This window comes from Winogradskyella litoriviva (assembly GCF_013249065.1).
GTDB classification, from domain to species: domain Bacteria; phylum Bacteroidota; class Bacteroidia; order Flavobacteriales; family Flavobacteriaceae; genus Winogradskyella; species Winogradskyella litoriviva.
Map to the genome: position 1 here is coordinate 845,457 of NZ_JABRWQ010000001.1, position 23,418 is coordinate 868,874.

Here is a 23,418-nt window from a genome sequence, read left to right on the forward strand (position 1 = left end):
TGCTTTATTGAATTTCGTTATTTTTTTTTCAATAAAATCACCACTGATAAGACACCTAAACTAATAATAGGTCACAAATTGAAAGAACTATTTCTTTTTGAACAGTGGAACAGAAGAACAAGCCTCGCCAAACATAATTGATTTTACAACAGGTTTTAATTTTTGGGAAAGTAAAATGAGAGCATTAGAAGGTACTGGTTTGTTTGAGCATCCTTTTATTATTACAGGTGCATTTTGATATTCTGAAAGATCTAAATTTGAAATGATTTCAGCATACAATAAAGATTCTAACATTTCTAAAGATCCAATTATAGATAATTTTGAATAGGCCTGAAGCTCTAGAGTAATTAGCATATAAGCCCAATCTGGCACAATAGCATCAGTAGAGCAATGTAAAGCAACATAACAATCTTGGTACTGCTCCCAATTATGTGATGCAACAGAAACTCTAAATTCTTTTTCCCTTAACACTAACCCTTCTAGCAACCAATCTTTAATATCAAAGAGCACTCGCTTTCCTTCGGGATAGTAATCTTCTAAATCAATGACTTTTAATTTGCTGTTAGCGACTCTATTTATTATCTCATCCATATTTTGAATTTCTTAAATTTAACTAAATACCGCGAACTGCTAATAAAACTACTAGAAGATTCTATAACATACCAAGTTCTAACTTGGCTTCTTCGCTCATTAAATCTTGTGACCAAGGTGGATCAAAAGTGATTTCTACTATAGCGTCTTTAACTTCATTAATAGATTTTACTTTTTCTTCTACCTCTAATGGTAATGTTTCTGCTACTGGGCAATTTGGTGTAGTTAGCGTCATTAAGATTTTTACTTCTAAATCTTCGTTTACAAAGACATCATAAATTAATCCTAATTCATAAATGTCTACTGGTATTTCTGGATCGTAAATTGTTTTTATAACTCTTAGGATTTTTTCACCTAACACTGCTGTATCTATAGTTGAGTTGCTCATTTTGTAAATGTATTAACTAATTTAGTTGTGTTTGGTATGCAATTGCATACATTTTTAATTGTTTTATCATACTAACTAAACCATTAGCTCTAGTAGGTGATAAATGTTCTTTTAGACCAATTTTGTCAATAAAATCAGTGTTGGCTTCTAGGATATCTTTTGGGTGTTGATTAGAAAAAACTCTAATTAAAATAGCAATTATACCTTTTGTAATAATAGCATCACTATCTGCTGTAAAGTTTACTTTATCGTCCTTCATATTGGCATGCACCCAAACTTTACTTTGGCAACCTTTAATGATGTTATCTTCAGTTTTATATTTTTCTTCAATTAAAGGTAAATCTTTTCCAAGGTCAATCATGTATTGGTAGCGTTCCTCCCAATCTTCAAACATTGAAAATTCATCAATAATTTCGTTTTGTACTTCTTCAATAGTCATAGTCTCATTCTTTTGTGCAAAATTACAAAATCGTTAGTTTTTAGCGGTGTTTTCTTTGATGGATAACACTTTATTAACTAATACTTCTATTGCTTCTGGAGGATTTCCATGGTCAAATGTTGGTGTCATATATTCAATATCTCCAATAATTACGGCTAGATTAGCATGTTGTGCGCCATCTAATTGATAGTTTTTAGAAGGCGGAATTAAATCTTTAATTGTTTCAACATCTAAGCCTTTAATTAGTTTTTGTATGGCTTCCCAATCTTTAGAATCTGTATTGTATTTAAGGATGTTTTGAAGACCTTTGTCTTTAGACAATAAAATATTAGATTTTGAAATTGATATAAAATCGTATGAACCTCTTGTAGTAGTAGTGTATTTTACTGAGGTTTTATATTCAATATCATTAGTAACAACGCTACTTTTATTAGAGGTGATAATTGTATTTGTTCCTGTAATTAAAATGTCATCGTTTTCAGAAAATGAAATAAGGTTATCCTTTATAGAAAATGCGTTAACCGAATTTAAAGCCTTTAAAAACTGACGTTCGGTTTGTGAAATAGTACCTGGACATAATTTTTTTGAAGAAGCGATATTGCCAAAAGTTAACGTGTTGTTTTCTAAAGTATAGGTGCCAAAAAAACTATTACAGCCAGCAAAACCAGTGACTTTTTTTTCAGTGTCATCGAAATTTATGGTTATTTTGTAAGAAGAAACATCAGTATCTCCAAGTTGTGTTACATAATAGGTTCCTAAAAGTACTTCTTGCATTTTTTTGTTGGTTTCAATTGCTTTTTTGGATGAATTACAAGAATTCGCTGTTGCCAAAAGCATAAATATACTGAGTAATATTTTCATCTATAAAGAGTTTTAAACTGTAAGATACATAATTGATGCCAAATTTTAGGACAGCATCATTATCGCCTTTTTTAAGGCAACAATAAAAGCATCTATTTCTTCTTTAGTATTATAGAACATAAAGGAAGCTCTAATTGTTCCGGGAATCTTATAGAAATCCATTATTGGTTGTGCACAATGATGACCTGTTCTAACTGCTATACCCATTTTATCTAATATTGTTCCAATATCATAAGGATGAATATTGCTTACGTTAAAGGAAATGACGGATGTTTTTTCTTTGGCTGTGCCGTAAATTTTTAAACCTTCAATTTGTTGTAATTGTTCGGTGCCGTATTCTAATAGTTCATGTTCGTATTGGGCAATGTTATCAAAACCAATGCTGTTCATATAATCTATTGCTGCACCAAAAGCAATACCACCACAAATATTTGGTGTTCCTGCTTCAAATTTATGAGGTAAGGCTGCGTAGGTTGTTTTTTCAAAAGACACTTCTGCAATCATTTCGCCTCCGCCTTGGTAAGGTGGTAACTTATTCAGCCATTCTTCTTTTCCATAAAGCATACCAACTCCTGTTGGTCCGCAAATTTTGTGGGCAGAACACACATAGAAATCAACATTTAAAGCTTGAACGTCTGGTTTTAAATGCGGACAAGATTGAGCACCATCTACTAAAACAGCAGCGCCAACCTGGTGTGCTTTTTCTATAATATATTCAATAGGATTTATGGTTCCTAAAGCATTAGAAATATGATTTACAAAGACCAATTTGGTGTTGTCGTTTAAAAGCGCATCGTATGCTGACATAATTAATTCGCCATTTTCATTCATCGGAATGACTTTTAAACTGGCTCCTGTGCGTTCACAAAGCATTTGCCATGGCACAATATTACTGTGGTGCTCTAAAGCAGAAACAATAATTTCATCTCCTTTTTTTAAGAGTGAAGAAAAGCCGTTAGCAACTAAATTGATACTATGCGTTGTACCAGCAGTATAAATGATTTCGTAACTGTGTTTAGCATTAAAATGTTTCTGAATTTTAATACGTGCTTGCTCATAAGCGTCCGTTGCTTCCTGGCTTAAACTATGCACACCTCTATGAATATTTGCATTGTAATTGCTGTAATAATCTACAATAACATCAATGACTTGCTGAGGTGTTTGCGAAGTTGCAGCATTATCGAAATATATGAGTGGTTTCCCATTAACCGTTCTATTGAGAATGGGGAAGTCTTTTCTTATGTTTTGTACGTCTAACATTATCTGAATTGCTAAATACAAAGATACAACGCAATGTTCTTAAAGAAAAACTAATAGGTATGCATTAAAATAAATAAAACACATTTTATTTGGATACATTTATATAAAATGTATATTTGTAATATGTATAGTAAAGAATTAACTAAAGGAACGTTACAACCTATTATTTTAACGCTTATTAATAACAAGGGTAAAATGTACGGTTATGAGATTACACAAGAAGTAAAGAAGATGACATCAGGAAAAATTGATATTTCGGAAGGTGCATTATATCCAATTTTACATAAGCTTGAAGCAAAGAAGGTTTTAGAAACTGAAAAAGTATTTATTGGTAAGCGTGTTAGAAAGTATTATAAAGTAACCAAGGAAGGTAAAAAAATGGTTGAAACCGTTACTGAGGAAATCAATGATTTTATAGAAACGTTGAGCCTGATTTTTAATCCAAAACCCATATAAACATGGAATTAACAGAAAAACATATCACGTTTATTGAAAATAGCTTGTCTTTGTATGGTGTGGAAAATATTGATTTAAGGGAAGATTTACTAGACCATATCTGCACTTATATTGAAAATCAAGATTCTGAAGATTTTAATAGGTTGTATCAACAAGCTTTACAGAAATTTGGTGGTTATGCAAGTTTTCAGAATCTACAATTAGAAACTAATCATCAAAAATTAGCTAAAGAAATCATTTTTGTAAATAAGTTAAAATTCTCTGCAGGCTTCTTAGTCATCCTTTTATTGGTTGTTAGCTTAGTTTTTCAAATGATGCAATGGCCTTATGCAAATGCTTATTTACTTGGTGTAATTGTAGTGTCAGTATTAGTAATACTTCCTGCTCATTTTTATGCAGCCTATAAAAAATCTATTCACAAATATTCTTAAAACATTTATTATGAAGAAATCATTCTACATCCTCGGATTTGTAACATTTTTTATTCTCGGAATTGGTGCAATGTTTGAGTTTTTGACATGGCCATACAGAGGTGTTATCGTTTTTATCGGCTTTCTGTTTCTTAATTTCGGATTGATTCCTACCTATTTCTATCAAAAATATCAGCAATGTCAGTCTTAAGATATTGCTGTTTTCTGATATGCTTGATTGTCTATTGTTCTGCAACAACACAAACTGATATCACTAAAAAGATTGATGAACTATTAGAAGTTTACGATTCTAATGAAGCGCCAGGAGTAACTGTAAGGGTTATTAACCAAGGAAAATCTATTTACTCTAAAGGGTTTGGACTTTCAAATTTAAACTACAACATCAAAAATTCGGATTCAACGATTTTTAGTTTGGCATCCGTTGCTAAACAGTTTACCGCATCTGCTGTTTGGGCATTGATTAATGACGGAAAATTAAATTTAGAGGATGATATTAGAACGTATTTGCCAGAATTTCCAAAGTATAATAATATTATAAAAATTAAGCATTTATTAAACCATACAAGTGGAATTAGGAACTACCATACCTTAATGTATTTGTCAGGTTTTGATTATGACACATCTTATTATGATAATAATACTGTGCTTCAATTGGCATGCAAACAAAAAGGATTAAATAATCAACCAGGAGAAAAAGTTAGTTATTCTAATACCAATTATAATCTTTTAGCGCTAATAATTGAAAGAATTTCAGAACAAAACCTCAATGATTATTTAAGGCTAAAAATTCTAAGTCCCTTGCAAATGAATTCCACTTTTGTTAGAGTAGAACACGGTAAACCAATTAAAAACAAAGCTGTTGGTTATCAGCAACAGAAAGAAGGCTTCAAGTTTTCTACAAGTAGTCAATTAAGTTATGGAGCAGGTAGTATGGGTTCTTCTGCCAATGACATGGCTATTTGGATGCAAATGCTCAATGAACAAATTTTAGAATTTACATCCTTAGCTCAATTTTTAAAAGAAACCGAAGTATTAAAGTCTGGCGAGAAGACAACCTATGCAAGAGGATTAATGATAGATAACTACAAAGGTTATAAAACAGCACATCATAGTGGTTTTGGGTTTGGTGGACGTACGCAATTAATTACTATTTCTAAAAAGCAACTAGGTATTATTGTTTTAACCAATTCTCAATCTATAGATGCCCCAAAAATTGGATACCAGATTTTAGATATTTTAATTGAAGACAAAGAAAAGTTTAAAGATATAAAGGAAGAAAAAATAAGATTTAAAGAACAGGATTTCAAGGCATTTATTGGCGAATATAAAGAGGTCAATAGCGATATGACTATGACATTATTTGTAGAAAACGATACCCTAAAATCTATTGGTTCTATGGGAAGAACTGCTGCTGCACTCGTGCAATTTGACGAAAACAAGTTTCATAGAACCCAAAGCCAGAACGTGAAATATGATTTTACACCTTCAGCATCTCACGATATGATTATTTCATTTGGAGGTACACCATTTTATTTTAAATATGCTAAATTTATTGATGCTGAAGGCATTGAAGTCTCAGATTTTGTGGGAGATTTTTATTCGGAAGAATTAGATGTTACTTATCGTTTTTTTGAAGAAGACCATAAGCTTAAATTGTCTTACGCAGGAAAGCAAAGTGTAAATTTATATCCCATTCAGTTAAACCAATATGGTAATAATGATAGAACACTTTATCATTTTGTAAAAGATGAAAACAACAGAGTACAAGGTATGCTTTTATCTTGTGATGGGACTGTTAGGGAAATTGTATTTAAAAAAGAAAAGGATCGCTAAATGGCCATCCTTTTTTTGTGAATAATTAAGATCTTTAAGGTTTTCAAAACCTTAAAGATCTGTTGTTGTATAAGTTATAAGTCAAACCCAAGATTTACACCTAATTTCTTAGCTATAATCTTAGTAATTCTATTTTTTAGTTCTGGTATTTTAACCGAATCCATCACGTTGTTACTAAAGGCAAACATTAATAATGCTCTAGCTTCTTTCTCAGGTATTCCTCTAGATCGTAAGTAAAACATTGCACTTTCATCTAACTGACCAATCGTACAACCGTGAGAACATTTTACATCATCTGCAAAAATTTCAAGCTGAGGCTTGGTGTTAATGGATGCTTTGTCACTCATTAAGATGTTATTATTAGCTTGAAACGCATTGGTTTTTTGCGCTTCCTTTTCTACAACAACTTTTCCATTAAAAACACCTGTTGCGCTATCATCAAAAATACCTTTGTAATCTTGGTGGCTTTCGCAATTTGGTTCTATGTGGTGTACTAACGTGTTGTGGTCTACGTGTTGCTTATCTCCAATTATGGTAATTCCTTTCATGGTAGAATCAATACGCTCTCCATTTTGGTAAAAATTAAGATTGTTTCTAGTTAATTTACCACCAAAAGAAAAGGTATGCACTTTAGCTAAACTTTCTTGTTTTTGATTGACGTAAGTGTTATCAATTAATGAAGCACTTTGCTTATCATTCTGAATTTTATAATAATCTACAATAGCACGTTTATTAGTAAAGATTTCAGTTACAGAATTGGTTAAAACAGGGTTGTCCGTTAAACTCTGGTGACGTTCTATAATCTGAACATGTGCATTTTCGTTAACTACAATGAGGTTACGAGGTTGTAATAGCACTGCAGATTCATTTCCTGTTGAAAAATGGATAATTTGAATTGGTTTGTCTACAACTTTATTCTTTGGAATATTGATGTAAGCACCTTCATGTGAAAATGCAGTATTTAATGATGACAAACCATCTTTTGATGCAATTTTATTGAAATAATTATCAATAATAACTTTGTATTTTGGTTTTGTTAAAGCTGAAGACATTAAGCATACATCTAAACCATCATGTGTGGTTTGAGATAGGTTAGAAGCATATTTTCCGTCAATAAAAATAATTTTATAAGCATCTATCTCATGTATAAAATATTTCTTTACATCTTTAAATTCAATATCATTTTCATGCTTGGGAAACACACTGTAATCTTGTTTTAAAACAGTATTTAAGGATGTGTATTTCCAATCTTCTAATTTCTTAGTAGGAAATCCTTCTGCTTCAAAAGTTTTTATGGCTTCAGTACGAATGTCATGTATGGACGAGTGCACATCTACTGTGTCTTCAAATGCCATAAATGACGATACTAATTTTTCTTTTAAACTCATTTGTATTAGTTGTTAGTTGTTGGTTGATAGTCTTAGGTTACTTACTGCAAGCTTAAGACTGACCGACTGCCTACTAAATTAAGCGTTTACTTCTTCTTTTATCCAATCGTAACCTTTAGCTTCTAACTCGTGTGCTAATTCTTTTCCTCCAGATTTTACAATTTTTCCATTGTATAAAACATGAACAAAATCTGGTACAATATGGTCTAATAAACGTTGGTAGTGTGTAATAACAATAACAGCGTTGTCTTTAGATTTTAATTTATTGACACCATTAGCAACAATACGAAGTGCATCAATGTCTAAACCAGAATCCGTTTCGTCTAAGATAGCTAATTTTGGTTCTAGCATGGCCATTTGAAAAATCTCGTTACGTTTCTTTTCACCACCAGAGAATCCTTCGTTTAAAGAACGCGATAAGAACTTACGGTCTATTTCTAAAAGCTCAGATTTTTCACGAATCATTTTCAACATGTCTTTAGCAGGCATATCTTCTAATCCTTTAGCTTTTCTTGTTTCGTTAATTGCAGTTTTCATAAAGTTAGTAACACTTACTCCAGGAATTTCTACAGGATATTGAAAAGATAAAAACACACCTTTATGTGCACGCTCTTCAGCCGCTAATTCTTCAATATCTTCACCTTCTAATAAAATAGAGCCTTCGGTTACTTCATATTCTTCTTTGCCAGCAATTACTGAGGCTAGTGTACTTTTTCCTGAGCCATTTGGTCCCATTATAGCATGAACTTCTCCTGCTTTTACCTCGAGATTAATACCTTTTAATATGGCTTTGTCTTCTATACTTGCGTGCAAGTTGTTGATTTTTAACATAGTCTTATTTTGCTAATTTTATAACGTCTTTTGAATCTGTATTTGGTGTTTCCACCTTTAATATTTCTTTAATTTCAACTCTAAAAGGCCAGCCTTCTTCGCCTTCTGGTTTTTTGAATTTCCTAACTCTTACAGTTACAGGAACCATATCTGTTGCTTCTTTCTTATATGGCTTAACTTGTTTTTCTAAAAGCTGTAAGTTGTCGTCTATAACTACGCCATAAATTTCATTAGAAGTTTGCAAAACGGCAGCTTTACCAAAATAAACAAAATCTCCCTTTATGGTTATCAACCCATCATTTTGATCGAACGATTTTGCTCTGTTCTCTTCTAAATTAACTTCGTTAGTTTTTGTTTCATTTTTACATGAAAATATCGCTAACGCTAAAAAGATAATAAGGTTAAATTTTTTCATTTTCTCTATCCTGAAATACCGAATTATTATAATTAAACTTTTTTTTTAGTACCTAAAAGGTGTTTTATACCTTACGGACATATTATCCTACAGAACCCTCTAAACTAATTTCTAATAATTTCTGAGCCTCTACTGCAAATTCCATTGGTAATTTGTTTAATACTTCTTTACTAAATCCATTTACTATTAAAGCAATGGCTTTTTCTGTATCTATACCTCTTTGATTACAGTAAAAAATTTGGTCTTCACCAATTTTACTCGTGGTTGCTTCGTGCTCAATCATTGCACTTTTATTTTTCGCTTCAATGTATGGAAACGTGTGTGCACCACATTCATTACCCATTAGTAAACTATCACATTGCGAAAAGTTACGTGCATTTTCTGCTCGAGAACTTACTTGTACTAATCCACGATAAGAGTTTTGAGACTTACCAGCAGAAATGCCTTTAGATATAATTGTTGATTTTGTATTTTTACCTAAGTGAATCATCTTGGTGCCAGTATCTGCCTGCTGATAATTATTAGTTACAGCTATAGAATAAAACTCACCAACTGAATTATCACCTTTTAAAACACAACTAGGATATTTCCATGTTACCGCAGAACCTGTTTCTACTTGTGTCCAAGATATTTTTGCATTTTTCTCACAAAGCCCTCTTTTAGTTACAAAGTTAAAAACACCTCCTTTACCTTCAGCATTTCCTGGATACCAGTTTTGTACTGTAGAATATTTAATTTCTGCATCATCTAATGCAATTAATTCTACAACCGCTGCATGTAATTGATTTTCGTCTCTACTTGGTGCAGTACAACCTTCTAAGTAAGAGACATAACTACCTTCGTCTGCTATCACAAGGGTTCTTTCAAACTGTCCTGTACCTGCTTGATTAATTCTAAAATAGGTCGATAATTCCATTGGGCAGCGCACACCTTTTGGAATATAACAGAATGAGCCATCACTAAAAACGGCAGAATTTAAAGCAGCATAAAAATTGTCTTTTTGAGGTACAACAGTACCAAGATGTTTTCTTACTAATTCTGGATGTTCTTTTATAGCCTCAGAAATACTCATAAAAATGATGCCTTTTTCGCCTAAAGTCTTTTTAAATGTTGTAGCCACAGAAACTGAATCTACAACGACATCCATAGCAACACCTGCTAATTTCTTTTGCTCATCTAATGATATACCTAATTTTTCAAAAGTTGCCAGTAATTCTGGGTCAACTTCATCAATACTATCGTATTTTGGTTTACTATTTGGTGCAGAATAATATGATATAGCTTGAAAATCTGGTTTTTCGTAATGTACATTAGCCCAATCAGGCTCTTCCATTTCTTTCCAAATTTTAAAGGCTTCCAAACGCCATTCTGTCATCCATTCTGGTTCATTTTTTTTCTTAGAAATAGCAATAACAACTTCTTCATTAAGTCCAACAGGAAATGTTTCAGATTCAATATCTGTATAAAAACCATATTCGTATTCTTTGGTTTTTAATTCTTCCCTTAAATCGTCTTCAGTATATTTACTCATAATTTTTTTTGCGTGATTTTTAAACTCGTTCCTTTCAGAAAGGTTAGGATGGACTCTCTATTATAGCGAAAAACTTTCTCCACAACCACATGTGCGGTTGGCATTAGGGTTGTTGAAAACAAAACCTGTTCCGTTTAATCCACCTGAATATTCTAACGTTGTCCCAATTAGGTAAAGAAAACTCTTTTTATCCACAATGATTTTAATATCGTTGTCTTCAAAAACTTTGTCGTCTTCGGCTTGTGTTTTATCAAACTTTAAATCGTAAGACAGCCCAGAACAACCACCACTTTTTACACCTACTCTAACATAGTCTGTACTTGGGTTGTAGCCATCATCAGTCATTAGTTCTATGACTTTCTTTTTTGCGTGATCAGAGACTTTAATCATATATTTTAACTAGATTAGTTCTAAATAGAATGCAAATATACGATATAACAAGGGTTTAACCATAGACACTAACATTATATTAGTATATGATTTAATAAGATTTAACTATGACTTAACAGCCAAGGAAATACTTAATTATGAAGTCACTTTTGTTTTAGAAACTGTTCTTGTAAGTCTATACAATTCTTGTAGTGTATCTTTTAACTGACTATTTGTAACAGTATTATTTTCAAAATTACCATTAGAATCTGTAATAACTACGGCATCACAATGAGTGCAAGTGAGCTCAGCAGTATGATCGATGTAGGTCTTTGATCTTTTGTAGTTATGGCCAAATATGGCGCATGGTAGGATTGGGTTAGTTTTGGGTTTCATAGGTTGTAAACTTAGGGTAGAGCAATTTAAAAAATACAACTTAAAACAAGTCGAAATACGAGATTTTTCGATGAAATGCACAATGTTTTTGGTTTTAATGTTAAAATTCAATGGCTTTATGCTGATATATTAGTTGGATTGAATGATTCTACTCTTAAAATAAATTATAAATTATTCTATAATTGGTTACAATTAAAAAAAAGCATAATATTTTTGCACTATGATTGAAGATAAAAACCCACAACGTACTCCTTTGAGTGAATTAGGAGAGTTTAAACTTATAGAACATTTAACAGAGCACTTTAAAGTAACTCAAAAATCTACTGTAAAAGCAATAGGAGATGATGCTGCTGTTTTAAATTTTGGAAAGAAACAAGTTGTTGTGTCCACTGATTTATTGGTAGAAGGTGTTCATTTTGATTTAAGTTATGCGCCTTTAAAACATCTTGGTTATAAGGCTATAGTTGTTAATCTGTCTGATATTTATGCCATGAATGCAATGGCGACTCAAGTTACGGTATCTATTGCTGTTTCAAATCGTTTTCCGTTAGAGGCTTTAGAAGAATTATATGCAGGTATAACAACTGCTGCTAAAGTTTATAATGTTGATGTTGTTGGAGGTGATACAACGTCTTCTACATCTGGATTAATTATTTCTGTTACTGCTATCGGTGAGGTAGAAAAAGGAAGTGAAGTATTGCGCATTGGTGCAAAACCAAATGATTTAGTGGTTGTAACAGGTGATGTTGGTAGTGCTTTTATGGGATTACAAGTTTTAGAACGAGAAAAAGAGGTTTTTAAAGTAAACCCAAACAACCAACCAGATTTATCAATGTACACTTATATTATTGAGCGTCAATTAAAACCTGAAGCACGTAAAGATATTGTAGAATTACTGAGAGAATTAAAGGTGAAACCAACAAGTATGATTGATGTGAGTGATGGTATATCATCAGAGATTATACACTTATGTAAACAAAGTAAAGTGGGTGTTGATATTTATGAAAATAAAATTCCTTTAGATCCTCAACTTATTTCTACTTGTGAAGAGTTTAATGTAGATAGTACAACTATTGCACTAAATGGAGGCGAAGACTATGAATTGTTAATGACAGTATCTCAAGAAGATTACCCAAAAATAAAAGGCAATCCTAATTTAACGGTTATTGGTTATATAACAGAAGAAGACAGAGGTATGCATTTGGTGACTAGAGCTGATGAAAAGATTCCGATTATTGCAAAAGGTTGGAATGCTCTTAAATCTCAAGAAGAGTAAATCTTTGACTTTTTTCTAATCGTTTTGTGTGAACTCGATGTAAAACAGTATTGATTTCTTTAAATTTTGGCGTTAACGGAATAAATTTTCCTTCACCATCAATGGTCATTTCAGATTTACAATTTTTACACTTGTATTCTTTTACATGGTAAGTAACATTTTTGGAGACTTTGTAGTCATGTCCAAATAACGAGCAATAAACGTTTTTCATCAACTATATTTCTAGAGGGATTCGCATTAAAAGGGAAGGGAATATAGTAAAATTTATTATTAGAAAGTTATTAACATTTAATAGATCGATGAACTGACTAATTTTTGCTGTAAACGCAATGTTCTAGAATTGTAAATACGCTCTAAGGCAGAATTTATTTCTTGACGTTTTTCTGTTAGTTCTATAAGTCGGCCAGTACTACTTGTTGTTAGTTGTTTTTTGCAACATTTGCAGGTGTACTCCTTTACATGGTTTGTTACCTTTTTGGTCATTTTATAGTTGTGACCAAATATTTCGCAGTATAGTTTTGTAGGTTTCATGTTTAAGACGTTTTACAAATTTTCTGTTGATTTGGAATGTAAACTTAGAAAAAAACCACAAACAAAACGTTAAAAGGGGTTATTTTTCGATAAAACGTAATAATGTGTAAGATAATTCTGATTTATTTTCGATAGAACTCATGTGTCCTTCCGAAAATTCTACATATTCAATGTTTGATTCTTTAATTTCATTAATAACTTGTTTGCTATTTATTAATCCATCTTTTTTGCCAATTATAATCAATTTTTTAGCGTTCAAATTTTTAAATAGTTCAAATCGATTTGGTCTCAATGTCATCCCTTCTTGTGCAGCAATATAACCTTGAATAGGTGTTTGTAAGGCTAATTGTAATGCTTTATTGTATTCGTTTTCAAATTTTCGCTTACTTTCTTCTGTAAATAGATTAGAGAAAGACATATTAACAAGAACTTTATAATTCATTTTTGCCATTTTACATGCGCGCGACCGTATTAATTTACGCTCATTATCATCTGCATCATAAGAGGAGTTTAGCAAACACAATCCTTTAAAAAATTCTGGATGTTTTTCGGCAAACGCCAAAGACACATATCCACCCATTGAGTGTCCTATAAAATGTGCAGTTTTAACCTTGTTAAATTTTAGAACCTCATATACAGATGCTGCCATATCTTCCATAGTATGAACATAACCAATGCAATCTGTTTTTCCATGACCCAATAAATCAACGCAAATAACTTGATGTTTTTTTGCTAAATGTGGTACAAAATCATTCCACATTTCTAAGGATTCTAGAAAACCGTGAAGTAAAACAATCGTTTCACCTTTTCCTGTTTTGGTATAATGAATTTTGCTGTTTTTGTAATTTATAATCATAAAAGCAAAGATAATTGAAGCATTTGTTTTCAGTCTTAAATCCATATAACATTTTACTATCTTTGAGGATAATCTTTAATAATTAATAAACCATGTTTTTAAAAAAACTACTTGCTTCATTATTTTTTATTTCGACTTTACTATTAACAGCTCAAATTGAAGAGCAAGATTTAGATAAACTTGTATCCGAAACACTAACCACATTTGATGTACCTGGAATTTCAGTAGGTATTTACAAAGATGGTAAAGTGGTCTATTCTAAAGGTCATGGTGTGCGTTCATTAACCAATAAAAAGAATATGAACGATGAAACCTTAGTTGGTGTAGCATCTAATAGTAAGGGGTTTACATGTTTTGCATTGGCAATGATGGTAGATGCTGGTGAGTTAAACTGGGATGATAAAGTCCGTAAGCATATACCAGAATTTCAATTGCATGATGCTTGGGTTACGGAAAATTTTACGGTTAGAGATTTGGTAACCCACAGAAGCGGTATGGGCTTAGGTGCTGGTGATTTAATGTTTTTTCCGGAAGGCAGCGACTTTAAAGTTGAAGACATTATTAATAACGTAAAATATCTTGAACCTGAAAGCTCATTTAGAAGCAAATTTGCCTACAATAACAATATGTTTATCATCGCGGGCGAAGTTTTAAAACGTGTTAGTGGTTTATCTTGGGAAGAATTTATTGAGACTAAAATTATGAAACCGGTTGGAATGATGAGCAGTAAAGCATCATATAATCGTGTTACAGATAAATCTAATATTATTGATGCACACACCATGGCAGAAGGAAAAGTGGTGCAAATTCCGCATGATTGGAGTGAAACCGCTAATGCTGCTGGTGGTATAGTAAGCAACGTTCCAGATATGTTAACTTGGGCCGCTTTTTTAATGAATGATGCAGTCACCAAAAACGGAGAGCGTTTGTTAAGTGAGCAACAGTTTCATCAACTTTGGCAATTACAGACACCTTTAAATGTGTATCCTAATGATTCTTATAATTCTAATTTTAAAGGTTATGGACTTGGTTGGTTTTTAACTGATGTAAAAGGCGGACACAAACAAGTATATCATACAGGTGGTTTGTTAGGTACAGTAACTCAGTTTACAATGATTCCAGATTTAGATTTAGGGATTGTAGTATTAACCAATCAAATGAATGGTTCTGCCTTTAATACCATAACAAATACTATTAAGGATGCCTATTTAGGTTATGAAAACCGAAATTGGTTAGAGAAATACGGAAAACGAAATGCTGATTATATAAAATATAATGATAGTTTAAAAGCTGATGTTTACTCTAAAATAGATAAAGCCCAAAAACTTAAAACCTTACCAAAACCAGAACATATTGTTGGTACATATACAGATGATTGGTTTGGAGATGTAATAATTTCGCACGAATTAAAAAAAGGCTATACTATAAAGAGTAAACGTTCTACAAGATTGTTTGGAGAATTATTGCCATTAAATGCGACCACTTTTGTTGCAAAATGGAATGATAGAAGTTACGATGCAGATGTATATGTGAATTTTACATTCAATGAGAACGAAGAAGCTGTTTCAGCAACTATGAAATACATTGCGCCAATAACAGATTTTAGCTTCGATTTTGAAGATTTAAAATTGAAGAAGACCAAATAGTGGATATAAAACACAAAGAACTTTTAGTCACTAGCTTTGGACTGTTTTCCTTGTTTTTTGGCGCTGGTAATTTATTAATTCCGCCATTATTAGGTTATAAAGCTGGTAGTGATTGGTTTTGGATTACTATGGGTTTTATGATTACTGCAGTCGTTATTCCTATTTTCGGAATACTTGCACATGCCAGACTTCAAGGCACCTTATTTGATTTTGGGAAAAAAGTATCGCCAACATTTAGTTTAATCTATTGTATTCTAATTTATGTGATTGCTGTGGCCATTCCGTCACCGAGAACAGCGGCTGCCACTCATGAGATTGCGGTTTTTCCTGCTTTTGGGACAAGTTCGTTATTAACTAGTGCAATTTATTTTTCCTTAGTATTAGTATTTGTGCTTAATCGTTCTAAAATATTAAATCTTATCGGAAAATTTCTAACGCCATTTATCGTCATCATGTTAATGGCTGTTATTAGCATAGCCTTGTTTTCTTCAGAATTTAATACAGGAATTTCACAATTTGAAACACCAATAGTTACTGGAATATTAGAAGGGTATCAAACCTTTGATGCTATAGGAGCAGTCGTTGTTGGTGCTGTTATCATTGTATCTTTAAATTTTGATAATATGGCTGTGGAAGCCTATGAATCTAAACGTACGTTAATTAGAAAATCTGGTATTATTGCAGGTTTAGGGCTATTTATTATTTATGCAGGTTTAATTGCTATTGGTGCTTATTACAGTTCAGATATTACGGTTAACGGAGAATTGAGTAATGATATGCAACGCGCAAACTTATTACGAGCTATTAGTATTTCGTCTTTAGGTAAATTTGGGAATACTGTTTTAAGCATACTTATTTCTTTGGCTTGTTTTACAACAGCTATTGGTATTGTTGCAGGTACAGCAGATTATTTTAAAGGTTTGCTTAACGACTCTAAGATGGTGTATGTTATCACTGCGATATTAGCATGTGTTTTGGGTGTTGGTGTTGGCCAATTAGATTTTAATTCTATAATTGTTGTGGCTGTACCAGTTTTGTTATTAATCTATCCTATCACTATTGTCTTAATTTTATTGAATGTGTTACCTCAAAAATTAACAACGCCTTTAGTCTTTAGAATCGTAGTTGTCATTACATTTTTATTTAGTATTCCAGATGTAGTCGGTTTTATTAGTCCTTCAGAAGTATTAAAATCAATAACCAGCTATATTCCTTTTGCAAACTATAGTTTAGGTTGGGTTTTGCCTGCTGTAATTTCGTTTTTCGCAACCGCTATTATTAAGAATAATAAGTTTCTCAAAAAATAATTTGTTATATAATTAACATTTTGTGTAAAAAGCAACTATTTTTTTAATTTTTATGTTTATTACAAATGTCAACTCTACATTTGTCCTCTAAATATTAAAAAAGTTATGTTAGTATATAAGTTTGGAGGTACTTCTGTGGGTTCTGTAGAGAACATGAATCATGTAAAAGATATCATTGGTACTAATGGCAAAAAAATTGTAGTGCTATCTGCAATGTCTGGTACTACTAATGCTTTGGTCGGAATTTCCGATTTAATAAAAGAAGGGGATACTGAGTTAGCCCAAAAACAGATTATAGAATTAAACGACACCTATAAAGAAACCGTTTCTAGCTTAATACAAGATAATGGTTTGCAGAACGATGTTATTGATTATGTCAATTCTATTTTTAAGTCATTATTAGACAATACAGCTGAGTCGCATTCCGAATTACTTCATAATTCAATCGTTGCTAATGGAGAATTGCTTTCAACCTATATGTTCAGCAAGTTATTGCAACAACATGGTGTGAGTGCTGCGCTTTTACCTGCTTTAGAATTTATGAGAATTGATAGAGCAAATGAACCTGATAATTTCTACATAAAACAGAATTTAGAACGTTTAATGGAAGACCAAAATAAAGCTGATGTATATATCACACAAGGTTTTATTTGTTTAGATGTAGATGGAAATATTGCAAATTTACAACGTGGTGGCAGTGATTATACGGCAACTATTATTGGTGCAGCCATTGAAGCTGAAGAAGTTCAAATATGGACAGATATTGATGGTTTTCATAACAATGACCCTCGTTTTGTAAATGATACCAAAGCGTTATCGCATTTATCTTATGATGAAGCCGCTGAGTTGGCTTATTTTGGTGCTAAGATTCTTCACCCTCAAACCGTAATGCCTGTTTGTAATTTAGATATTCCTTTGCGATTAAAAAATACAATGGCACCAAATGCGCATGGAACATTAATAACAAATCAAATTCATGGTGAAGGCATAAAAGCCATTGCAGCAAAAGACGGAATTACAGCTATAAAAATCAAGTCGGTACGTATGTTATTGGCACACGGATTTTTAAAGAAAGTTTTCGAAATTTTTGAGAAATACGAAACGTCTATAGATATGATTACAACTTCTGAAATTGCTGTTTCGTTAACTATCGATAACACAACGCATTTAGAAGCTATAACAGAAGAACTAGAAAAATTTGCAACGGTTGAAGTTGACGATTTTATGAGTATTGTCTGTTTAGTTGGAAATCATATTATATATCATCCTGATACACCTGAACTTTTTCAAGTACTGCAAGATGTTAATGTGCGTATGATTGCGTATGGTGGAAGTAATAACAACATTTCATTGTTAGTAAATACTAGTGATAAGTTAGAAACCTTGCAGAAATTACAACGTTACGTTTTTGAGTCTACCACAGTAGAGATTTAAACCATAAAAAAGTCGCTTTTTAAAAAGCGACTTTTTTATTACTATTTATATAGGTCCATTAAGCATTCATCAAATCCTCAATTTCATCTGCTTCAATAGGAATATTTCCCATTAAATTAAATGGTTCGCCTTTGTCTTGTACAACCACATCATCTTCTAAACGAATACCAAATCCTTCATCAGGAATATAAATGCCAGGTTCTACAGTAAATACCATATTGGCTTTAATAGGCTCATGTAGTAAACCATAATCGTGTGTGTCTAATCCAATATGATGACTTGTGCCATGCATAAAATACTTTTTATAAGCTGGCCATTTTGGGTCTTCATTTTGTACATCAGCTTTGTCTAACAAACCAAGGTTTAATAGTTGGTCAGTCATAATCTTACCAACCTCTACGTGATATTCTTTCCACAAAGTACCAGGAACTAATAATTTTGTAGCCTCTTTTTTAACATGATTTACAGCATTATAAACCGCTTTTTGTCTATCTGTAAATTTTCCTGAAACCGGAATTGTTCGCGATAAATCACTCTTGTAATTGGCATATTCTGCGGCAATATCAAATAAGATTAAATCGCCAGCCTTACATTCTTGGTTGTTTTCAATATAATGTAAAACGTTAGCGTTATTTCCGCTAGCAATAATTGGTGTGTACGCAAATCCTTTAGAACGGTTTCTAACAAATTCATGTAATAACTCAGCTTCAATTTCATATTCCCAAACACCAGGTTTTACAAATGGTAAAATTCTTCTAAAACCTTTTTCAGTAATATTACACGCGTGCTGTATTAAATCTATTTCAATCTGGTCTTTTACAGAACGTAAACGTTGTAAAATAGGATTGCTTTTTGCTACACTATGCGCAGGATATTTAGCTAATAACCATTTTGTAAAACGGTCTTCTCTAGTTTCAGTTTCTACATTAGCTCTGTAATGCTCATTAGTGTTGATGTAGAATGTATCGCAATAGGTAGAAAGTTCAGCGATTGTTTTTTCTAAATCCTGTAGCCATAAAACGGTTTTAATTCCACTAGTTTTAAAAGCAGCTTCTTTAGTTAATTTTTCGCCTTCCCAAACTGCGATATGTGCATTAGTTTCTCTAACAAATAAAACTTCTTTAAAATCTTCGTTTGGACAATCTGGAAATAACACCAAAACACTTTCCTCTTGGTCAACACCACTTAGGTAAAAAATATCTCTGTGCTGCTCAAAAGGCATGGTGCTGTCTGCACTAATTGGATAAATATCGTTAGAATTAAAAACAGCTAAGCTATTAGGCTTCATTTGCGAAGCAAAGTTTTTACGGTTTTTTATAAAGAGTTGAGAATCTATTAAATCGTATTTCATGATTATATATTTATAGGTTATCACACGACATTCTTGAAAAATTATTTCCTTGTATGCGCGTAATTTTTATGATTTCAGTTGAATCTCAAAGGTAATGAAACTAAAAACGCAAGCAAAAGTCCGAGACTAGAATCTGTTAAAATTTATGAGACTTTTATCAAGGTTCGTTTTGAAATGCTTAATTTCATAGAATTAAATATCCAACCACAATGATTAAGTCAAAATTCCTCTCGTTTACTTTTATATTAAGTTCATTGTTTTGCTTTGCGCAACAGCCAGCTACTTCAGCAGAAATAATTAAAGACGCTTTAGTGAAAAAGCAAAAAATGCAAGAAACATCTTTAGTGAAAAATGTACCTTTTCAAAATATTGGGCCAACAGTTATGAGTGGTCGTGTGGTAGATGTAGATGTAAATCCGGATGAACCTTCAGAGTTTTACGTTGGTTATGCATCAGGAGGTGTTTGGCATACTACAAATAATGGCACAACGTTCACACCTATTTTAGACAGTTCAGATACTCAAAATGTAGGTGATATTGCCGTCGATTGGAAAAACAGGACCATTTGGGTTGGTACAGGCGAAAATAATAGCTCAAGGTCTAGTTATGCAGGTATTGGTATTTTAAAATCAAATGATAATGGTAAAACATGGGAACATGTTGGTTTAGAAGACTCACATCATATAGGACGAATTCTTATTAATCCTAAAAATCCAGATGAAGTAGTTGTTGGTGTTACAGGTCATTTGTACTCTCCAAATGAAGAACGTGGGATTTACAAAACTACAAATGGTGGACAAACCTGGACTAAAACCTTGTTTGTTGATGCTATGAGTGGCATTATTGATGTGCAACACGCACCTAATAATTTCAAAATAATGTTCGCTTCTTCTTGGACAAGAGATAGAAAAGCTTGGAATTTTACTGGAAACGGAAATAATTCAGCAATTTATAAAAGTACAGATGCAGGCGATACTTGGACAAAAGTATCGACTAAAAAGAGCGGATTCCCAATAGGAGAAGGTGTTGGTAGAATAGGAATAGCCATGTACGACGAAAACACAATTTATGCCATACACGATAGTCAGTTTCATAGAAAAGCAAAGTCTAAAAAAAATAAATCTTCAGGATTAACAAAAGAAGATTTTAAAACTATGAGTGTTGACGCTTTTATGAATCTTGAAGACAAAAAACTAAACGCCTATTTAAAAACAAATGGATTTCAAGAAAAATACAGAGCATCTAACGTAAAACAATTAGTAAGTAGCGGAACTGTAAAACCAATTGATTTAGCCAATTATTTAGAAGATGCAAATGCTTTATTGTTTGATACACCAGTTATTGGTGCTGAGGTTTATAAAAGTACAGATGGTGGAAAAAATTGGAAAAAAACACACGACGATTATATAGATGGTTTATACTATAGTTATGGTTATTATTTTGGTGAGATAAGAGTAGACCCTCAAGATAAAAATGGTATTTACATTATGGGAGTTCCTATTTTAAAATCTAAGGATGCTGGTACAACATTCACCTCTATTAGTGCTGAGAATGTACATGCAGACCATCAAGCACTTTGGGTAAATCCTAAAAAACAAGGACATCTAATAAATGGTAACGATGGTGGACTAAACATGAGTTATGACGATGGCGAAAATTGGATTAAACTAAATTCGCCAAGTGTTGGACAATTTTATGCCATTAACGTAGATAATGAACAGCCTTATAATGTATATGGTGGACTACAAGATAATGGTGTTTGGTTTGGTGCAAATAATGCCGTAGAAGATAAAAGCTGGCATCAAAGTGGACAATATCCATGGGAAAGTATAATGGGAGGCGATGGTATGCAAATTCAAATTGATAGTAGAGATGCTAATATTGTGTATACAGGTTATCAGTTTGGAAATTATTATAGAATTAACCGTAAGACGGAAGAATTTAAATACATTCAACCCAAACACACTTTAGGTGAAACACCTTATCGCTTCAATTGGCAAACGCCAATATTATTGTCGTCTCACAATCAAGATATTTTGTACTTAGGTGGAAATAAATTAATGCGTTCTATGAATAAAGGCGATGATTTTGAAACTATAAGTAACGATTTAACAAATGGAGGCAAAAAAGGAAATGTAGCTTACGGAACCATAACGTCTATTAGCGAAAGCCCATTTAAGTTTGGGTTAATATATACAGGAAGCGATGATGGTGTTGTAAGTGTAACCAAAAATGCTGGTGGAAGCTGGACAACAATTTCTAGCGCTTTACCAAAAGATTTATGGGTAAGTAGAGTAGTTGCATCTCAACATAAAAAAGAACGCGTTTACGTAACATTAAATGGATATCGTTGGGACGATTTTAAAGTTTACATATATGTCAGTGAAGACTATGGACAAACATGGAAAGATATTAGTAGTAATATCCCATCATCTCCAGTAAATGTTATGAGAGAAGACCCTTCAAAAGAAAACTTATTGTATTTAGGAACCGACAATGGTGCATATATGTCCTTTAATAAAGGAGAATCTTGGGAAGCATTTTCTAATGGATTACCCAATGTAGCTGTGCATGATATGGTTATTCAACCTGAAGCTAAAGATTTATTGATAGGCACACATGGTAGAAGTATTTATAAAACTAATATTGAAGCGCTTCAAACAATAAACACGGAGAACACTACTAATGACATTGCGTTCGTTAGCTTAAAACCTGTAAAACACTCACAACGTTGGGGAAGCTCATGGAACTCATGGATTGATGCCTATGAACCCGAAATTACAATAAAGTTTTATAGTAATGTTTCAGGACCGAAAACCTTGAAAATCTTATCTGAAAAAGGTGTAGAATTGCATCGTATTTCTGTAGACGTAGAAAAAGGATTTAATTATGTGGACTATAATTTAGAAATTAACGAGAAAGGAAAAAAAGCTTTATTGAAAGAAGATTCTACTTTAAATTTTAAAGAAACAGGTAATAAAAAGCATTATTTACCTAAAGGTGATTATAAAATTGAAATTGAAAATGTTGTTACTAGCCTTGAAATTAAGTGATTATTGCTCTAGATTAAAACCATTCTAAATAAATCAATTATCATGCAGCGTTGTTGGCAAAAAGTTTATTGCGCTGTATCTTTGTTAGACAAATAACTAACCACTATAATAATGAGCGGAATTCTAAATTCGTCGATAGGAAGAAAGATAGCCATGGCGCTTTCAGCATTATTCCTTATTTTTTTCTTAATAATTCATTTAGCAGTTAATATTACATCACTTTTTAGTGCAGACCTCTTTAATGAATTATCCCATTTTATGGGTACAAATCCTCTAGTACAATTTGCATTACAGCCCGTTTTAGTTCTCGGTGTGATTTTTCATTTTATAATGGGTTTTGTTTTAGAAATAAAAAACAAAAAAGCTGTTGGTAATATTAGCTACAAAAGAAACAACGGAGCAGCAAATTCATCATGGATGAGTAGAAACATGATTTACAGTGGAATTGCAATTTTAGCATTTTTAATATTGCACTTCATTGATTTTTGGGTTCCAGAAATGAATCACAAATATATTGAGGTCCTTCCTGAAGATCCAACACGATATTTTGGTGAATTGCAACACAAGTTTGTTCCAATTTGGAGGGTTGCTGCTTATGTAGTAGCTTTTATTTTCTTGTCATTACACTTAATGCACGGATTTACATCTTCTTTGCAATCTATGGGTGTTTCAGCAATTAGAAAAAAATTCTATAAAAATTTTGGTTTAGTATATTCAATTGTAATTCCTTTAGGTTTTATAATAATTGCATTATTTCATCATTTTAACCATTAAT

The 23,418-nt window shown here is 32.2% G+C and carries 25 protein-coding genes; 10 read left to right on the forward strand and 15 right to left on the reverse strand.

The annotated features are described in order from the left end of the window. Positions 1-87: 87 nt before the first annotated feature. The 5 genes from HNV10_RS03605 to HNV10_RS03625 all read right to left on the reverse strand — a co-directional run bounded on the left by HNV10_RS03605 (position 88) and on the right by HNV10_RS03625 (position 3,539). Complete coding sequence (locus HNV10_RS03605) at positions 88-591, reverse strand: DUF2480 family protein (RefSeq protein ID WP_173299948.1); 504 nt, start codon at positions 589-591, stop codon at positions 88-90. 61 nt (positions 592-652) lie between these two features. Then, positions 653-979, reverse strand: a complete 327-nt coding sequence (locus tag HNV10_RS03610) for an iron-sulfur cluster assembly protein (protein WP_173299950.1) — start codon at positions 977-979, stop codon at positions 653-655. A 16-nt stretch (positions 980-995) separates the two neighbouring features. Then, the gene (locus HNV10_RS03615; protein ID WP_173299952.1) at positions 996-1,418 is read right to left on the reverse strand and encodes a SufE family protein; all 423 of its coding nucleotides are present in this window, start codon (positions 1,416-1,418) and stop codon (positions 996-998) included. Between the two features lie 33 nt (positions 1,419-1,451). Continuing rightward, positions 1,452-2,279 carry an META domain-containing protein gene (locus tag HNV10_RS03620; protein ID WP_173299953.1) on the reverse strand — a complete coding sequence of 276 codons (828 nt, stop codon included), beginning with the start codon at positions 2,277-2,279 and terminating at the stop codon, positions 1,452-1,454. 45 nt (positions 2,280-2,324) lie between these two features. Then, positions 2,325-3,539, reverse strand: a complete 1,215-nt coding sequence (locus HNV10_RS03625) for an aminotransferase class V-fold PLP-dependent enzyme (RefSeq protein WP_173299955.1) — start codon at positions 3,537-3,539, stop codon at positions 2,325-2,327. A 123-nt stretch (positions 3,540-3,662) separates the two neighbouring features. Between HNV10_RS03625 and HNV10_RS03630 the strand changes: the two genes are divergently transcribed. From HNV10_RS03630 to HNV10_RS03645, 4 genes are read left to right on the forward strand one after another with little or no spacing between them, the layout of a single operon-like run. After that, positions 3,663-3,995 (forward strand): PadR family transcriptional regulator, encoded by a 333-nt coding sequence (locus HNV10_RS03630; RefSeq protein ID WP_173299956.1) that lies wholly within the window; start codon positions 3,663-3,665, stop codon positions 3,993-3,995. 2 nt (positions 3,996-3,997) lie between these two features. After that, positions 3,998-4,426 carry a hypothetical protein gene (locus HNV10_RS03635; RefSeq protein WP_173299958.1) on the forward strand — a complete coding sequence of 143 codons (429 nt, stop codon included), beginning with the start codon at positions 3,998-4,000 and terminating at the stop codon, positions 4,424-4,426. Positions 4,427-4,436: 10 nt separating this feature from the next. Then, a complete protein-coding gene (locus HNV10_RS03640; protein ID WP_173299959.1) occupies positions 4,437-4,616 on the forward strand; it encodes a hypothetical protein in 180 nt (59 codons plus the stop codon). Continuing rightward, on the forward strand, positions 4,604-6,259 hold the full coding sequence (locus tag HNV10_RS03645) for a serine hydrolase domain-containing protein (protein ID WP_173299961.1): 1,656 nt from the start codon (positions 4,604-4,606) through the stop codon (positions 6,257-6,259). Before HNV10_RS03640 ends, HNV10_RS03645 begins: the two co-directional genes overlap by 13 nt. Before the next feature lie 74 nt (positions 6,260-6,333). Here the strand turns inward: HNV10_RS03645 and sufD are convergent, their stop codons facing one another. The 6 genes from sufD to HNV10_RS03675 form a co-directional block, all read right to left on the reverse strand. Next, positions 6,334-7,647, reverse strand: a complete 1,314-nt coding sequence (gene sufD, locus HNV10_RS03650; RefSeq protein WP_173299963.1) for a Fe-S cluster assembly protein SufD — start codon at positions 7,645-7,647, stop codon at positions 6,334-6,336. Between the two features lie 78 nt (positions 7,648-7,725). After that, positions 7,726-8,478, reverse strand: a complete 753-nt coding sequence (gene sufC / locus HNV10_RS03655) for a Fe-S cluster assembly ATPase SufC (protein WP_173299964.1) — start codon at positions 8,476-8,478, stop codon at positions 7,726-7,728. Between the two features lie 4 nt (positions 8,479-8,482). Continuing rightward, positions 8,483-8,893, reverse strand: coding sequence for a hypothetical protein (locus HNV10_RS03660; RefSeq protein WP_173299965.1), 411 nt, complete (start codon positions 8,891-8,893; stop codon positions 8,483-8,485). 82 nt (positions 8,894-8,975) lie between these two features. Beyond that, entirely contained in the window at positions 8,976-10,424 is a 1,449-nt protein-coding gene (sufB, locus tag HNV10_RS03665) for a Fe-S cluster assembly protein SufB (RefSeq protein ID WP_173299966.1), read from the reverse strand. A gap of 60 nt (positions 10,425-10,484) precedes the next feature. After that, positions 10,485-10,814, reverse strand: coding sequence for a HesB/IscA family protein (locus HNV10_RS03670; protein ID WP_173299967.1), 330 nt, complete (start codon positions 10,812-10,814; stop codon positions 10,485-10,487). 135 nt (positions 10,815-10,949) lie between these two features. Then, positions 10,950-11,189 carry a hypothetical protein gene (locus tag HNV10_RS03675; RefSeq protein WP_173299968.1) on the reverse strand — a complete coding sequence of 80 codons (240 nt, stop codon included), beginning with the start codon at positions 11,187-11,189 and terminating at the stop codon, positions 10,950-10,952. Positions 11,190-11,409: 220 nt separating this feature from the next. On the opposite strand from HNV10_RS03675, the gene thiL reads away from it, so the two are divergent. Beyond that, positions 11,410-12,465, forward strand: coding sequence for a thiamine-phosphate kinase (thiL, locus tag HNV10_RS03680; RefSeq protein ID WP_173299969.1), 1,056 nt, complete (start codon positions 11,410-11,412; stop codon positions 12,463-12,465). Here the strand turns inward: thiL and HNV10_RS03685 are convergent. From HNV10_RS03685 to HNV10_RS03695, 3 genes are all read right to left on the reverse strand, one after another. Then, positions 12,446-12,676 (reverse strand): hypothetical protein, encoded by a 231-nt coding sequence (locus HNV10_RS03685; RefSeq protein WP_173299970.1) that lies wholly within the window; start codon positions 12,674-12,676, stop codon positions 12,446-12,448. The genes thiL and HNV10_RS03685 overlap by 20 nt on opposite strands. Before the next feature lie 77 nt (positions 12,677-12,753). After that, a complete protein-coding gene (locus HNV10_RS03690; protein WP_173299971.1) occupies positions 12,754-12,996 on the reverse strand; it encodes a hypothetical protein in 243 nt (80 codons plus the stop codon). 79 nt (positions 12,997-13,075) lie between these two features. Then, a complete protein-coding gene (locus tag HNV10_RS03695) occupies positions 13,076-13,897 on the reverse strand; it encodes an alpha/beta fold hydrolase (RefSeq protein WP_241695448.1) in 822 nt (273 codons plus the stop codon). A gap of 47 nt (positions 13,898-13,944) precedes the next feature. Here HNV10_RS03695 and HNV10_RS03700 point away from each other — a divergent pair, with 47 nt between their 5' ends. The 3 genes from HNV10_RS03700 to HNV10_RS03710 all read left to right on the forward strand — a co-directional run bounded on the left by HNV10_RS03700 (position 13,945) and on the right by HNV10_RS03710 (position 18,239). After that, positions 13,945-15,498, forward strand: coding sequence for a serine hydrolase (locus tag HNV10_RS03700; RefSeq protein ID WP_173299972.1), 1,554 nt, complete (start codon positions 13,945-13,947; stop codon positions 15,496-15,498). After that, the gene (locus HNV10_RS03705; RefSeq protein ID WP_173299973.1) at positions 15,498-16,805 is read left to right on the forward strand and encodes a branched-chain amino acid transport system II carrier protein; all 1,308 of its coding nucleotides are present in this window, start codon (positions 15,498-15,500) and stop codon (positions 16,803-16,805) included. The genes HNV10_RS03700 and HNV10_RS03705 overlap by 1 nt, the downstream gene beginning before the upstream one ends. A 105-nt stretch (positions 16,806-16,910) precedes the next feature. Beyond that, positions 16,911-18,239 carry an aspartate kinase gene (locus HNV10_RS03710; protein WP_173299974.1) on the forward strand — a complete coding sequence of 443 codons (1,329 nt, stop codon included), beginning with the start codon at positions 16,911-16,913 and terminating at the stop codon, positions 18,237-18,239. Positions 18,240-18,297: 58 nt separating this feature from the next. On the opposite strand, the gene HNV10_RS03715 is transcribed toward HNV10_RS03710, so the two are convergent. After that, positions 18,298-19,590: an aminopeptidase P family protein gene (locus HNV10_RS03715; RefSeq protein ID WP_173299975.1), complete on the reverse strand. Its 1,293-nt coding sequence runs from the start codon at positions 19,588-19,590 to the stop codon at positions 18,298-18,300. A gap of 209 nt (positions 19,591-19,799) precedes the next feature. Here HNV10_RS03715 and HNV10_RS03720 point away from each other — a divergent pair, with 209 nt between their 5' ends. Further along, on the forward strand, positions 19,800-22,643 hold the full coding sequence (locus tag HNV10_RS03720; RefSeq protein WP_173299976.1) for a WD40/YVTN/BNR-like repeat-containing protein: 2,844 nt from the start codon (positions 19,800-19,802) through the stop codon (positions 22,641-22,643). A 111-nt stretch (positions 22,644-22,754) separates the two neighbouring features. Then, the gene (locus HNV10_RS03725) at positions 22,755-23,417 is read left to right on the forward strand and encodes a succinate dehydrogenase cytochrome b subunit (RefSeq protein ID WP_173299977.1); all 663 of its coding nucleotides are present in this window, start codon (positions 22,755-22,757) and stop codon (positions 23,415-23,417) included. The last annotated feature ends 1 nt before the right edge of the window (position 23,418 follow it).

What these genes read in the sequence shown, in the direction of transcription:
- HNV10_RS03610 (WP_173299950.1), bottom strand. Translation starts at nt 979, where the DNA reads ATGAGCAACTCAACTATAGATACAGCAGTGTTAGGTGAAAAAATCCTA.
- HNV10_RS03700 (WP_173299972.1), top strand. Translation starts at nt 13,945, where the DNA reads ATGTTTTTAAAAAAACTACTTGCTTCATTATTTTTTATTTCGACTTTA.
- HNV10_RS03690 (WP_173299971.1), bottom strand. Translation starts at nt 12,996, where the DNA reads ATGAAACCTACAAAACTATACTGCGAAATATTTGGTCACAACTATAAA.
- thiL (WP_173299969.1), top strand. Translation starts at nt 11,410, where the DNA reads ATGATTGAAGATAAAAACCCACAACGTACTCCTTTGAGTGAATTAGGA.
- HNV10_RS03720 (WP_173299976.1), top strand. Translation starts at nt 19,800, where the DNA reads ATGATTAAGTCAAAATTCCTCTCGTTTACTTTTATATTAAGTTCATTG.
- HNV10_RS03615 (WP_173299952.1), bottom strand. Translation starts at nt 1,418, where the DNA reads ATGACTATTGAAGAAGTACAAAACGAAATTATTGATGAATTTTCAATG.
- HNV10_RS03725 (WP_173299977.1), top strand. Translation starts at nt 22,755, where the DNA reads ATGAGCGGAATTCTAAATTCGTCGATAGGAAGAAAGATAGCCATGGCG.
- sufD (WP_173299963.1), bottom strand. Translation starts at nt 7,647, where the DNA reads ATGAGTTTAAAAGAAAAATTAGTATCGTCATTTATGGCATTTGAAGAC.
- HNV10_RS03645 (WP_173299961.1), top strand. Translation starts at nt 4,604, where the DNA reads ATGTCAGTCTTAAGATATTGCTGTTTTCTGATATGCTTGATTGTCTAT.
- HNV10_RS03660 (WP_173299965.1), bottom strand. Translation starts at nt 8,893, where the DNA reads ATGAAAAAATTTAACCTTATTATCTTTTTAGCGTTAGCGATATTTTCA.
- HNV10_RS03685 (WP_173299970.1), bottom strand. Translation starts at nt 12,676, where the DNA reads ATGAAAAACGTTTATTGCTCGTTATTTGGACATGACTACAAAGTCTCC.
- sufC (WP_173299964.1), bottom strand. Translation starts at nt 8,478, where the DNA reads ATGTTAAAAATCAACAACTTGCACGCAAGTATAGAAGACAAAGCCATA.
- HNV10_RS03715 (WP_173299975.1), bottom strand. Translation starts at nt 19,590, where the DNA reads ATGAAATACGATTTAATAGATTCTCAACTCTTTATAAAAAACCGTAAA.
- HNV10_RS03620 (WP_173299953.1), bottom strand. Translation starts at nt 2,279, where the DNA reads ATGAAAATATTACTCAGTATATTTATGCTTTTGGCAACAGCGAATTCT.
- HNV10_RS03625 (WP_173299955.1), bottom strand. Translation starts at nt 3,539, where the DNA reads ATGTTAGACGTACAAAACATAAGAAAAGACTTCCCCATTCTCAATAGA.
- HNV10_RS03635 (WP_173299958.1), top strand. Translation starts at nt 3,998, where the DNA reads ATGGAATTAACAGAAAAACATATCACGTTTATTGAAAATAGCTTGTCT.
- sufB (WP_173299966.1), bottom strand. Translation starts at nt 10,424, where the DNA reads ATGAGTAAATATACTGAAGACGATTTAAGGGAAGAATTAAAAACCAAA.
- HNV10_RS03630 (WP_173299956.1), top strand. Translation starts at nt 3,663, where the DNA reads ATGTATAGTAAAGAATTAACTAAAGGAACGTTACAACCTATTATTTTA.
- HNV10_RS03675 (WP_173299968.1), bottom strand. Translation starts at nt 11,189, where the DNA reads ATGAAACCCAAAACTAACCCAATCCTACCATGCGCCATATTTGGCCAT.
- HNV10_RS03695 (WP_241695448.1), bottom strand. Translation starts at nt 13,897, where the DNA reads ATGGATTTAAGACTGAAAACAAATGCTTCAATTATCTTTGCTTTTATG.
- HNV10_RS03670 (WP_173299967.1), bottom strand. Translation starts at nt 10,814, where the DNA reads ATGATTAAAGTCTCTGATCACGCAAAAAAGAAAGTCATAGAACTAATG.
- HNV10_RS03605 (WP_173299948.1), bottom strand. Translation starts at nt 591, where the DNA reads ATGGATGAGATAATAAATAGAGTCGCTAACAGCAAATTAAAAGTCATT.
- HNV10_RS03640 (WP_173299959.1), top strand. Translation starts at nt 4,437, where the DNA reads ATGAAGAAATCATTCTACATCCTCGGATTTGTAACATTTTTTATTCTC.
- HNV10_RS03710 (WP_173299974.1), top strand. Translation starts at nt 16,911, where the DNA reads ATGTTAGTATATAAGTTTGGAGGTACTTCTGTGGGTTCTGTAGAGAAC.